This window comes from Actinoallomurus sp. CA-142502 (assembly GCF_050936355.1).
GTDB lineage: Bacteria > Actinomycetota > Actinomycetes > Streptosporangiales > Streptosporangiaceae > Actinoallomurus > Actinoallomurus iriomotensis.
On the sequence record NZ_JBNJMY010000001.1, the window covers coordinates 10,658,358 to 10,672,210 of the forward strand.

Here is a 13,853-nt window from a genome sequence, read left to right on the forward strand (position 1 = left end):
CGGGCACGAAGGGAGAGACTACCCAACACCCGCGCATGGGTCAAAACAAGTGCCCTACCACATCGGCGTGGCGCGGTGAGACGTTGATACAACGAGAGAATGCCGACGGTTTGTTCCCGTCGGCATTCTGTCTCAGTCATCCGGGGTTTGGGAAGACGACGCCCCGGCGTGCCTCAGAGCAGTACGAACAAGATGATGAGCAGGATGACCAGCACCACCGCGCCGGCGCCGAGCGCGATCCACAGCTTCTGCTTGGATCCGTCTCCACCGGCGGGCGGCTGCGACTGGCCGTAGCCCGGATAGCCGCCGCCCTGGGCGACCTGGCCGTACGGCTGCTGACCATAGGGCTGCTGGCCGTAACCCTGCCCGTAGCCCTGCTGGCCGTATCCCTGCTGGGGCTGGCCCTCCTGCGACTGCCCCTGCTGTGACTGCCCCTGCTGTGACTGGCCGTGCTGCGACTGGCCCTGCTGCCCGCCGTACGGCTGCTGGCCGTAACCCTGCTGCTGGCCGTAGCCCTGCTGCTGGCCGTAGCCCTGCTGACCGTACTGCTGCTGCCCGTAGGCGGCCTGGCCGTAGCCCTGCTGCGGCTGGCCCGGCCGGCTCTGGTCGCCGAAGGACTGCGGGCCGGACGCGTCCTGACCCGGCTGCCCGGGCTGCGGGCCCGTCTGGTTCTGCTGGCCGTACTGCGGGTAGCCGCCCTGCTGCTCGCCACCGGGCGCCGCCCAGGACGAGCCCTGCTCCCCGGCCGGCGGCGGGGCCGCGTACGGCGAGGAGGCGTCGTAGGGCGACGAGGGCTCGTACGGAGAGGACGGCTCATACGGAGACGACGAGGGCGACGTCTGCCCGAAGGCGGTCGTCTTCTCACCACCGGACGCGGCGCCCTGGTCGTGGCCGTACGCCGGCGCGTCCTCGCCGAAGCGGTTCGCGTTCTCGGTCTCGGAGTCCGGCGGCGGCACCAGCATCGTGCGCTCGGCACCGCCCTGGTCGTCGCGGTCGTCCTGCGGCTCCCTGACCGTCTCGTCCTGCGACGGCCCGAACCCGGGGACGACGTCCTCGACCGGGGACGATCCGTACACGGGAGCGTCGCCGGACGGCGTGGCGTGCTCGCCCGTCGCCGAGCCCTGCGACAGCGGCGTGTCCAGCATCGTGGCGGGCGGCTTGGTGCCCTCGCCCTCACCCGGCGGGGTGCCGCCGAACGAGGACGGAGGCTGCGGCTCGGAGCCGGAGGTCTCCTGGCTCGGGGAGAACGCCGTCGTGGCGGGCGCGCCGAAACCCTCGCCGGGTGAGGAGTCGGACTCTCCCGGGCCCGAGGACGGCGCGAACGCGGTGCGCTCGGCGGCGTCCTCCTCCCCGGGCTTGTCGCCGTACGCGGGTGCGCCGAACTGGCCGGGCTGGCCCTGCTGCTGTCCCGGCTGTCCCGGCTGCCCCGGCTGGCCGTACGGGCCGCCGTACTGCGGCGGGTAACCGGGCTGACCGTACGGGCCCTGCTCCCCGTAGGGCTGGCCGCCGTAGCCGGGCTGGCCGTAGGCCGGCGGCTGCTGGCCGTACGGAGGCTGTTGCTGCTGCTGACCGTACGGCGGAGGGCCACTCTGCCCGTAGGGCTCCTGTCCGTAGGCCGGCGGGCCGCTCGGGGAGTCCGGAGACTGCCCGTACGGCGCGCCGGGCTGCTGGCCGTAGGAAGGCGCGGGCTGCTCGCCCGGCTGCCCGTACGGAGGCTGTTGCTGCTGGCCGTACGGCGGCTGCTGCCCGTACGGAGGCTGTTGTTGCTGCTGACCGTACGACGGCGGCTGGTCGTAGGAGGGCTGGCCCGGCTGGTTCTGCTGGCCGTAGGAGGGCTGGCCGTACGGCTGCTGCTGTGGGTAGGACGGCGGGGTGCCGTAGGGCTGCTGGCCGTACGCGGGCGGTCCCTGCTCACCCGGCGCGGCGAACGGCGGTGGGGCGCCCGGCGCGGCGTACCCGCCCGGCTGGCCGAACGGCGGCGGCGCGGATTCGCTCGACTCACCGCTCTCACCGCCCGCGACGGGCGTGCCGGGGTCGGATGAGACCTCCGGCTTGCTGGGCCGCCGGTGCTGGCCGAAGACCACGGTGCGGCCCGACTCGAGGACGTCCGGCGGAACATCGGCGACCGGGGCGGAGGTCTCCGCCTCCTGCGACGGCGTGGGTGATGTGCCCGGGGTGGCGTCCTGGCCGGCCGGCGCCTCGTCGCGTTGGTCGCCGGACGCCTCGGTCTTGGGGGACTGCTCGTCAGGCAGCGGCCAGTGGGATCCCTGGCCACCGTTCTGCTCGGTCATCGTCGGGCTCCTTCAGCGCCGATGCCGCCGGCGGTGTGCCGCCCGCAGTGCATGACTTCACTCGAAGGCACGTGGCGCATGGGGACCTCCGAGTCATCGACCACAAGCCGACGGTAATCTCCGCCGGTATACCCTTCGCCCCAGCCTGCCGTGATGACCGGCCTAATCGCAAATCACGCGGTCTGACCTCCCGAAAGACGGGCCCGTCAGGGAGGACCGCAGGCCACCGGAATTCTTTCGGACAGAGGGAGGGCCCGTGACCGAGCGCAGCGAGGGAACCGACAACACGGCCCGGTGGTCACACCCCCCGACGAAGGAGGGCCCGTGACCGAGCGCAGCGAGGGAACCAGAAGGCACGGCCCGGTGGTCACATCCCCGACGAAGGAGGATCCGTGACCGGTGTCGAGGGAGTGGCCGCCGCTGTCGGCAGGACGGTCGTTCAACGGGCCGCCCGCGAGTGGCTGGCCGCGCGCTCCGCCCGGCGTGACGGAAAGAAGGATCTGGCCGAGCTGCTGCGCACCGGGTTCCCCGACCGGTTCGCGCGACGGCGGCTGGACCGGCAGCTCGACGAGATCGTCGACGCCGTCGAACGCCGCCTCGACCCGCTCATCCGCGGCGAGTACGCCTCCCTCGCGGAGAACGACCGGGCGGCCGTCGCCGCCGAGGTGGGCGACACGATGAAGCACGCCGACCTGTCGGACCACGCGCTGTTCGCGGCCGACGCCGATCCGGTACGGCTCGCCCGTCACCTCCGCGAGGGGTTGCGGGGCTCGCCGGCACATCTCGGGGAGGCCGGCGCCCGGCTCTACGACCTCCTCCTCGAAGAATGCTGCGACTGCTTCGTACGGGTCGTGCGGCAGCTCCCGGAGTTCTCCGCGCGAGCGGAGACCGAGATGCTCATGCGGCTGTCCGGCGTGGGAGAGCAGATCGCGACCGTGCTCGACCGGCTGCCCGTACGCACGCTCGACGCTCCGAGCGGCACGGGGGACGACGGGGAGTTCGAGCGGCGGTACCTGGAGTTCGCCGCGACGGCGCTCGACGAGGTCGAGCTGTTCGGCGTGCGCATCGTCAACTACCGGCCGCGCGCGACGCTCAGCGTCGCCTACATCAGCCTGAACGCCCAGAGCGACGAGCCCTCCGGCCCCGCGGTGGGCCGGCTGCGCCACTCCGACCTCACCGGCGCCGCACGGGACGGCGAACCGGCGAACACGCGCGTCGAGTCGGCACTGGCCCGCGCGGAACGGACCCTCCTGCGCGGCGACGCGGGCTCGGGCAAGAGCACACTGCTGCGCTGGCTCGCGGTGACCGCGGCGCGCGGCGGCTTCACCGGGGCGCTCCGCGACTGGAACGGCCTCGTACCGTTCGTCGTCAAGCTTCGCAGCCACGCCGAGTCCGGCCTCCCGCGGCCGGAGAACCTCCCGCACGACGTGGCGGCTCCGCTCGCGGGGCTGGCGCCGCCGGGCTGGGCACACCGGGTGCTGTCGGCCGGGCGCGGCCTGCTGCTCGTCGACGGGGTCGACGAGTTGCCGCCCGCTCGCCGCCCCGCCGTACGGGACTGGCTGCGCGGGCTCCTCACCCTCTATCCGGGCCTGCGCACCGTGGTCACCTCCCGCCCGGCCGCGGTCGACGCCCGCTGGCTCACAGCGGAGAACTTCGCCCCGGTGACGCTGTCCCCCATGGCCCCGGACGACCTGCGCGAACTCGTACGGCACTGGCACGCCGCCGTACGCGACGCGGGCGACCTGCCATGCCCGGTCGAACGGCTTCCGGCCTACGAGGGAGCACTGCTCGCCCGGCTGGAGAGCAGCCCCCACCTGCGCGCGCTCGCCGCGACGCCGCTGCTGGCGGCCATGCTCTGCGCCCTGAACCTGGACCGCGCCCGGCAACTGCCGCGCGACCGGATGGGCATCTACGCCGCCGCACTCGACATGCTCCTCGAACGACGCGACGCCGAGCGCGAGGTGTCCGCCTTCGCGGGAGTCGGCCTGGAGCCCGACCAGAAGGTCCGCGTGCTGCAACATCTGGCCTGGCAGCTCTCTGTCTGGGGCCGCTCGGAGCTGCGCCGAGAGACGGCGGAACGCCACGTCGCCGACCGTACGGCCGGGATGCCGCGCGTGAGTGTCCCGCCGTCGACGCTGCTCGACTACCTGCTCGAACGCAGCGGCGTGATCCGCTCGCCCGCCGAGGGCCGGATCGACTTCGTGCACCGGACCGTGCAGGAGTACCTGGCGGCGAAGGAGGCCGCCGACCGCGACGACGTGGAACCACTGATCGAACGAGCCCACCTGGACCAGTGGCGCGAGACGATCGTGATGACCGCGGGCCACGCGACGGGACCACTCCGCCGCGACCTGCTGACCGGCCTCCTGGACCGCGCCGACCGCGAACCCCGGCACGCCCGCCGCCTGCGCCGCCTGGTGGCCGCCTGTCTGGAGACCGTGTCGGAGATCCCGGCCGAACTACGCGACCGCATCGAAGACTGTTTGGCGAACGTCATCCCTCCGCGCAACGCCGAGGAGGCCCACCTGCTGGTCGGCGCGGGCGAGGAGATCCTGCGCCGGCTGCCCCGCGACCTCGACGGCCTCGGCACCGCCCGCGCCGTCGCGGCCGTACGAACCGCCTGGCTCATCAACGGCCCGGCCGCCCTGGACGTCCTCGCCGGCTACGGCATGGACCGGCGAAGAGAGGTGCAGGACGAGTTACTCACCGGCTGGGAGTACTTCGAACCGGTGACCTACGCACGCCGTGTGCTGGCCCGCACGCCCTGGAGCGGAGAAGAAGTCGGGCTGAAGACCTCGCGGGTGCTGTCCGGGCTGCCCTTCGTGAAACCGTTTCGTCGGCTGTACATCCAGACCGACTCCGAAGTGGACCTGACGTTCCTTGGTCGTGTCGCCCAGTTGGAGTCGCTTCGAGTCTTCGCCCCGGTGACAGCCCAGGAGGCGCTCGCCGCCCAGACGGCGCTGGTGAGACTGGAGCTGCCAGCCGTCGGGCACGAGGCGTTTCGGCACATCCTCTCGCTAGAACGGCTGCGTTCCCTCTCGGTCAATGTCACCGACATAACCGAACTCGACGCCATCGCCGGTCAAGAGGCGCTGGTCTCGCTCGCGCTCAGCGGCGTTCGTGCCGACCACGGCCTGGGCTTCTTGGCGGCGATGGAACGACTCGAGTCGCTGACGTTGGATGCTCCGATCGGGACCGACCGGCTACGACCGCTGCGCCGTCTGAAGCATCTGACACTGGTCAACGTCAAGGAGCGGCCGTCCCTGCGCGACCTGGCCGAGACCCTTCCCGACCTCGAAGCACTACAGCTCGTCAACTGCGGGCAGGTGGGCGATGTGGCCGCGCTCGCCGGCATGGCCCGGCTGACGACCCTGAACCTCTCCGTGGCCAAGGGCCTGACCTCCGTCGCGCCGTTGGCCGGCCTGACGGGGCTACGCAATCTGGTGCTGTGGAACACCGACGTGGCCGACCTGGCCCCGCTGGCGGGGATGTCTCGCCTCCAGTCGCTGGGAGTCGCCGGTTGCCAGAACATCCGGGATCTGACTCCGCTCGCCGGGCTGACCCGGTTGGACGAACTGCAGCTCAACGGAATCGCTCATCCGCTGGATGTCACACCGCTCAGAGGCATCCCGAACCTCAGGCTGACCGTCCATGGTCACCAAACGCTGCTCGGTCTACATGAACTGGGCCGCGGCACCAAGGTGGAGCGGACGAAACTGTGGGACGACGCCACCAGCTGGTTCTACACGGTCTACTGACCACGCGGCGTCCCGACGTTCATCCGTCCACACATGCGGAGAGGCCCCCTCCGATCGCTCGGAAGGGGCCTCTTCGCTTGCTCGCTCAGCGGTTGTACTGGCCGAAGTCGTACTCCTCCAGCGGGACCGCTTCGCCGGAGCCCTGGCCGAAGGCGTACTCGGCGCCCTCGTCGTAGGACCCGACGGAGTAGACGGCCGCCTTGGCCTCCTCGGTCGGCTCCACCCGGATGTTGCGGTACTGCGGCATGCCCGTACCGGCCGGGATCAGCTTTCCGATGATGACGTTCTCCTTCAGGCCGACCAGCGGGTCGGACTTGGCGTGGATCGCCGCGTCCGTGAGGACCCGCGTCGTCTCCTGGAAGGAGGCCGCCGACAGCCACGACTCGGTGGCCAGCGACGCCTTCGTGATGCCCATGAGCTGGGGCCGGCCGACGGCGGGCTGACCGCCCTCGGCGACGACGGCGCGGTTGAGCTCCTCGAACCGCGGCCGCTCGACCAGCTCGACACCGGGCAGCATGTCGGTGTCGCCGGACTCCAGCACCTGGACCCGCTTCAGCATCTGCCGAACGATGATCTCGATGTGCTTGTCGTGGATCGACACACCCTGGGACCGGTAGACCTCCTGCACCTGGTCGACCAGGTGCAGCTGGACCGCGCGCGGGCCGAGGATGCGCAGCACCTCGTGCGGGTTGATGGCACCCGCGATGAGCTGCTGGCCGACGTCGACGTGGTCGCCGTCCTTGACGCTCAGCCGCGACCGCATCGGCACCGGGTAGGCGATCTCCTCGCCGCCGTCGTCCGGGATGACCACGATCTTCCGGGTCTTCTCGGTCTCGTCGATGCGGATCCGGCCGGCCACCTCGCTGATCGGGGCGACACCCTTGGGGATGCGCGCCTCGAACAGCTCCTGGACACGCGGCAGACCGTGCGTGATGTCGACACCCGCCACACCACCGGTGTGGAAGGTACGCATCGTCAGCTGGGTGCCGGGCTCGCCGATCGACTGGGCGGCGATGATGCCGACCGCCTCGCCGACGTCCACGAGCTTGCCGGTGGCCAGCGAACGGCCGTAGCACTGCGCGCAGACACCGATCTTGGACTCGCAGACCAGCGCGCACCGCGTACGGACCTCGGAGATGCCCACCTCGATGAGACGGTTGATCACCGTGTCGTTGAGGTCGGTGCCGCCCGGGTAGATGACCGTGCCGTCGACCACGACGTCTTCGGCGATGTTGCGTCCGACGAGGCTGTTCTCGGAGTTCGCCACCTTGGTCAGGGAGCCGTCGGCGCCCTTGGTCGCGATCGCGAACTTGATCGTACGGTCGGTGCCGCAGTCGTCCTCGCGGACGATGACGTCCTGCGCGACGTCGACCAGACGACGGGTGAGGTAGCCCGAGTCGGCGGTACGCAGAGCGGTGTCGGCCAGACCCTTCCGGGCACCGTGCGTGGCGATGAAGTACTCGACCACAGACAGGCCCTCGCGGAAGGAGGACTTGATCGGCCGCGGGATGGTCTCACCCTTGGGGTTGGAGACCAGACCACGCATACCGGCGATCTGCCGGAGCTGCAGCGGGTTACCGCGGGCACCGGAGTTGATCATCATCCAGATCGGGTTGGTGGCGGGGAACGCCGCCTCCATGTCCTTGGCGACGTCGACCGTGGCCTTGGTCCAGATCTCGATGAGCTCCTGACGGCGCTCGTCGTCGGTGATCAGACCGCGGTCGTACTCCCGCTGCACCTTGTCGGCCTGCCGCTCGTACGACGCCATGATGTCCGCCTTGTTCGGCGGGGCGATGACGTCGTCGATGGCGATGGTGACGCCGGAGCGGGTCGCCCACCGGAAGCCGGTGTCCTTCAGCGCGTCGAGCGCGTTGGCCACGTCGACCTTCGGGTACGTCTCGGCCAGCTCGTTCACGATCGTCGAGAGCTGCTTCTTGCCGACCTCGTAGTTCACGAACGGGAAGTCGGCCGGCAGCGCCTCGTTGAACAGCAGGCGGCCGAGCGTGGTCTCGAGGCGGTACGGCTGCCCCTCCTCGTAACCCTCCGGCGCCGTCCAGCCGCGCGGCGGCGGGACGTCCTTGACCCGGACCTGGATCCGGGCCTGCAGGTCGAGCTCGCCCCGGTCGTAGGCCATGATCGCCTCGGACAGGGTGGTGAACGTACGGCCTTCGCCGTCCGCCCCCTCCTTGCCCGTGGTCAGCCAGAACAGGCCGATGACCATGTCCTGGGTCGGCATGGTGACCGGCTTGCCGTCGGACGGCTTGAGGATGTTGTTGGTCGAGAGCATCAGGATGCGCGCCTCGGCCTGGGCCTCGGCCGCCAGCGGCAGGTGCACGGCCATCTGGTCACCGTCGAAGTCCGCGTTGAACGCGGTGCAGACGAGCGGGTGGATCTGGATGGCCTTGCCCTCGACCAGCTGCGGCTCGAAGGCCTGGATGCCCAGGCGGTGCAGCGTCGGCGCCCGGTTGAGCAGCACCGGGTGCTCGGTGATGACCTCTTCGAGCACGTCCCACACGGCCGGGCGGGCACGCTCGACCATGCGCTTGGCGCTCTTGATGTTCTGTGCGTGGTTGAGGTCGACCAGCCGCTTCATGACGAAGGGCTTGAACAGCTCCAGCGCCATCTGCTTGGGCAGACCGCACTGGTGCAGCCGCAGCTGCGGGCCGACGACGATGACGCTTCGACCGGAGTAGTCGACGCGCTTGCCCAGGAGGTTCTGCCGGAACCGGCCCTGCTTGCCCTTGAGCATGTCGGACAGCGACTTGAGCGGACGGTTGCCGGGCCCGGTGACGGGCCGGCCGCGGCGGCCGTTGTCGAACAGCGCGTCGACGGCCTCCTGGAGCATCCGCTTCTCGTTGTTGACGATGATCTCGGGCGCGCCGAGGTCGAGCAGCCTCTTCAGCCGGTTGTTCCGGTTGATGACCCGGCGGTACAGGTCGTTGAGGTCGCTCGTGGCGAACCGGCCACCGTCGAGCTGCACCATCGGGCGCAGGTCCGGCGGGATGACCGGAATGCAGTCCAGCACCATGCCCCGCGGGCTGTTGCGGGTGTTGAGGAACGCGGAGACGACCTTGAGGCGCTTGAGGGCGCGGGCCTTCTTCTGGCCCTTGCCGCTGCGGATGATCTCCCGCAGCCGCTCCGCCTCGGCGTCGAGGTCGAAGTTCTCCAGACGCTTCTGGATCGCGGCCGCGCCCATGCCGCCCTCGAAGTAGCGGCCGAACCGGTCGCGCATCTCGCGGTAGAGCAGCTCATCGCCCTCGAGGTCCTGGACCTTGAGGTTACGGAAGCGGTTCCACACCTCGTCGAGACGGTCCAGCTCGCGCTGGGCCCGGTCGCGGATCTGCTTGATCTCACGCTCGGCGGCCTCACGCACCTTGCGGCGCTGGTCGCCCTTTGCCCCCGCGGCCTCAAGCTCGGCGAGGTCCTGCTCCAGCTTCTTCTGCCGGGCCTCGATCTCGGCGTCGCGGCGCTGCTCGATCTGCTGCCGCTCCACGGAGATCTTGGCCTCGAGCGAGGGCAGGTCACGCTCGCGCGAATCCGTGTCGACCCACGTGATCATGTAGGCCGCAAAGTAAATGATCTTCTCAAGGTCCTTGGGCGCCAGGTCCAGGAGGTATCCCAGCCTGCTGGGCACGCCCTTGAAGTACCAGATGTGCGTGACCGGCGCGGCCAGCTCGATGTGGCCCATCCGCTCACGACGCACCTTGGCGCGGGTCACCTCAACGCCACAGCGCTCACAGATGATGCCCTTGAAGCGGACGCGCTTGTACTTCCCGCAGTAGCATTCCCAGTCGCGGGTCGGACCAAAGATCTTCTCGCAGAAAAGCCCGTCCTTCTCAGGCTTCAGAGTCCGGTAGTTGATCGTCTCCGGCTTCTTGACCTCACCGTGCGACCACTGCCGGATGTCGTCTGCCGTCGCCAGGCCGATCCGCAGCTCGTCGAAGAAGTTGACGTCGAGCACTTTGTTAACCAGTCCCCTGCTGTCGTATGCCGTTCCCAGGTCGCGGCCGCCGGGCCAGCGCTACGCGCGCCGGCCCGGCCATCCGCTCGCTAGACCTCTTCGACACTGCTCGGCTCACGCCGGGACAGGTCGATGCCGAGCTCCTCCGCTGCGCGGAAGACGTCCTCGTCGGTGTCACGCATCTCAATGGACATGCCGTCGCTGGAAAGCACCTCGACGTTCAGGCACAGCGACTGCATTTCCTTGATCAGCACCTTGAAGGACTCAGGGATGCCCGGCTCAGGGATGTTCTCGCCCTTGACGATGGCCTCGTAGACCTTCACCCGGCCGAGAACGTCGTCGGACTTGATGGTGAGCAGCTCCTGGAGGGCGTAGGCGGCGCCGTACGCCTCCAGTGCCCAGACCTCCATCTCACCGAAGCGCTGGCCACCGAACTGGGCCTTACCGCCGAGCGGCTGCTGGGTGATCATGGAGTACGGGCCGGTCGAACGCGCGTGGATCTTGTCGTCGACCAGGTGGAGCAGCTTCAGAATGTAGATGTAACCAACGGCGATCGGGTCCTTGAAGGGCTCACCGGTGCGGCCGTCGAACAGCCGCGCCTTGCCGGTCTTCTGCACCATGCGCTCGCCGTCGCGGTTCGGCATGGTGCTGTCGAGCAGCTCGGTGATCTCCTCCTCGCGGGCGCCGTCGAAGACCGGCGTGGCGACGTTGGTGCCGGGCTCGGCACTGTCCGCCCCGATGGCCTTCAGCTGGCGCTTCCACTCGGCGTCGTCCCCGTCGACCTTCCAGCCCCGGCTCGCGACCCACCCGAGGTGGGTCTCCAGGACCTGGCCGACGTTCATCCGGCCCGGCACGCCGAGCGGGTTGAGGACGATGTCGACCGGGGTGCCGTCCTCCAGGAACGGCATGTCCTCGACCGGCAGCACCTTGGAGATGACGCCCTTGTTGCCGTGACGACCGGCGAGCTTGTCGCCGTCGGTGATCTTGCGCTTCTGGGCCACGTACACGCGGACCAGCTCGTTCACGCCCGGCGGGAGCTCGTCGCCCTCTTCGCGGCTGAACACGCGGACACCGATGACCTTGCCGGACTCACCGTGCGGCACCTTCAGCGAGGTGTCGCGGACCTCACGGGCCTTCTCACCGAAGATCGCGCGCAGGAGGCGCTCCTCCGGCGTCAGCTCGGTCTCGCCCTTGGGCGTGACCTTGCCGACCAGGATGTCGCCCGTGGTGACCTCGGCGCCGATGCGGATGATGCCGCGCTCGTCCAGGTCGGACAGGACCTCTTCGGAGACGTTCGGGATGTCCCGGGTGATCTCCTCCGGGCCCAGCTTGGTGTCGCGGGCGTCGACCTCGTGCTCCTCGATGTGGATCGAGGACAGAACGTCGTCCTGCACCAGACGCTGGGAGAGGATGATCGCGTCTTCGTAGTTGTGGCCCTCCCACGGCATGAACGCCACCAGGAGGTTCTTGCCGAGCGCCATCTCGCCGTTGTCCGTGCACGGACCGTCGGCGATGACGGTGCCGACCTCGACCCGCTGACCCTCGTTCACGATCGGCTTCTGGTTGAAGCACGTGCCCTGGTTGGAGCGCTTGAACTTGGCGACACGGTACGTCGTACGCGTGCCGTCGTCGTTCATCACCGTGATGTAGTCGGCGGAGACCTCCTCGACGACACCGGCCTTCTCGGCCGTGATGACGTCACCGGCGTCGGTCGCCGCGCGGTACTCCATGCCCGTGCCCACCAGCGGAGCCTCGCTGCGCAGCAGCGGCACCGACTGGCGCTGCATGTTCGAACCCATCAGCGCGCGGTTGGCGTCGTCGTGCTCGAGGAACGGGATCATCGCCGTCGCGACCGACACCATCTGGCGCGGCGAGACGTCGATGTAATCCACGTCGGCCGGCGAGATGAACTCGATCTCGCCGCCCTTCCGGCGGACCAGGACGCGGTTCTCGGCGAAGTTGCCGTCGTCGTCGATCGGCGTGTTGGCCTGGGCGACGACGTGCCGGTCCTCCTCGTCCGCGGTGAGGTAGTCGATCTGCTCGGTGACCCGGCCGTCGACGACCTTGCGGTACGGCGTCTCGATGAAGCCGAACGAGTTGACCCGGCCGTACGAGCTCAGCGAGCCGATCAGCCCGATGTTCGGGCCTTCCGGCGTCTCGATCGGGCACATGCGGCCGTAGTGCGACGGGTGGACGTCACGGACCTCCATGCCGGCGCGCTCACGGGACAGACCACCGGGGCCCAGCGCGTTGAGGCGACGCTTGTGCGTCAGGCCCGCGAGCGGGTTGGTCTGGTCCATGAACTGCGACAGCTGCGAGGTGCCGAAGAACTCCTTGATCGACGCCACGACCGGGCGAATGTTGATCAGGGTCTGCGGCGTGATCGCCTCGACGTCCTGCGTGGTCATGCGCTCGCGGACGACGCGCTCCATACGCGCCAGACCCAGGCGGACCTGGTTCTGGATGAGCTCGCCGACCGACCGGATACGGCGGTTGCCGAAGTGGTCGATGTCGTCGGTCTCGACAGGGATGTCACGACCCGCCGGGGCGGTCATCTCCTCCTCGCCGGCGTGCAGCCGGACGAGGTAGTCGACGGTCGTGACGATGTCGTCCTCGGTCAGGGTGCCCTGGCTGAGATCCAGGTCCAGGCCGAGCTTCTTGTTGACCTTGTATCGGCCGACCTTCGCGAGGTCGTACCGCTTCGGGTTGAAGTAGAGGTTCTCAAGCAGCGTCTGCGCGGACTCCTTGGTCGGAGGCTCGCCCGGACGCAGCTTGCGGTAGATGTCGAGCAGCGCGTCGTCCTGCCCGGTGGTGTGGTCCTTCTCCAGGGTGATCCGCATCGACTCGTAGTCGCCCCAGCGCTCGAGGATGCGGGCGTCGTCCCAACCCAGCGCCTTGAGCAGAACGGTGACGCTCTGCTTGCGCTTACGGTCGATCCGGACGCCGACATTGTCACGCTTGTCGACTTCGAACTCGAGCCATGCACCCCGGGAGGGGATCACCTTGCAGCCGAAGATGTCCTTGTCGGACGTCTTGTCCAGGGTCCGGTCGAAGTAGACACCGGACGAACGGACGAGCTGAGAGACGACGACACGCTCGGTGCCGTTGATGATGAAAGTGCCCTTCGGCGTCATGAGCGGGAAGTCACCCATGAACACCGTCTGGCTCTTGATCTCCCCCGTGGAGTTGTTGATGAACTCCGCCGTGACGAACATCGGGGCGGAGAAGGTCATGTCCTTGTCTTTGCACTCCTCGACGGAGTACTTCGGCGGCTCGAACCGGTGATCACGGAACGAGAGGGACATGGTGCCGGAGAAGTCTTCGATGGGACTGATCTCTTCGAAGATCTCCTCAAGTCCCGACTGGGTCGGGACATCCTTACGACCGGCCTGCTGGGCCGCATCGACCCGGGCCTTCCACCTCTCGTTACCGAGCAACCAGTCAAAGGACTCCGTTTGCAGCGCGAGGAGATCCGGGACTCCCAGAGGCTCCTTGATACGCGCGAAAGAAACGCGGTTCGGACCGGTTGCGGTAGTCGAGGCGTTGCGCGAGGCTGCCAAGAGTGGTCCTTCCGAGGGCTCGCGGCGGGACTGACGACGCGCACGCCAGACGATCCACGTCCCAAAACCGTGCGAGATGGACTCTTCACGGGTCGCTCAGGTTGTGGATAGTCAGAGGGCAGCGCAAAGGGGCAGTGTAGCCGAGGGCTACACCGCTGGCAAGCAGAGCGCCGCAGTATGCATCACAGTTGCTCCGCAGCATCGCTCGTCAGCGGCCCCACGTCAAGACTAGACATGGACATTCCGCCCGCTCATCAGGCGTGACGAAGACCATAGTTTAGCT

At 68.8% G+C, this 13,853-nt stretch carries 4 protein-coding genes; 1 reads left to right on the plus strand and 3 read right to left on the minus strand.

Annotation, left to right across the window (positions count from 1 at the left end):
* Positions 1 to 173: 173 nt before the first annotated feature.
* Entirely contained in the window at positions 174 to 2,291 is a 2,118-nt protein-coding gene (locus ACQEV1_RS50070; RefSeq protein ID WP_433405022.1) for a hypothetical protein, read from the minus strand.
* A gap of 392 nt (positions 2,292 to 2,683) precedes the next feature.
* Here ACQEV1_RS50070 and ACQEV1_RS50075 point away from each other — a divergent pair, with 392 nt between their 5' ends.
* On the plus strand, positions 2,684 to 6,049 hold the full coding sequence (locus tag ACQEV1_RS50075) for an NACHT domain-containing protein (RefSeq protein WP_433405025.1): 3,366 nt from the start codon (positions 2,684 to 2,686) through the stop codon (positions 6,047 to 6,049).
* An 85-nt stretch (positions 6,050 to 6,134) separates the two neighbouring features.
* Here ACQEV1_RS50075 and ACQEV1_RS50080 read toward each other — a convergent pair whose 3' ends face one another.
* Together ACQEV1_RS50080 and rpoB are read right to left on the minus strand one after the other, a co-directional pair.
* On the minus strand, positions 6,135 to 10,010 hold the full coding sequence (locus ACQEV1_RS50080; RefSeq protein ID WP_433405028.1) for a DNA-directed RNA polymerase subunit beta': 3,876 nt from the start codon (positions 10,008 to 10,010) through the stop codon (positions 6,135 to 6,137).
* Positions 10,011 to 10,099: 89 nt separating this feature from the next.
* The gene (gene rpoB / locus ACQEV1_RS50085) at positions 10,100 to 13,570 is read right to left on the minus strand and encodes a DNA-directed RNA polymerase subunit beta (protein ID WP_285582718.1); all 3,471 of its coding nucleotides are present in this window, start codon (positions 13,568 to 13,570) and stop codon (positions 10,100 to 10,102) included.
* Between the last annotated feature and the right edge of the window lie 283 nt (positions 13,571 to 13,853).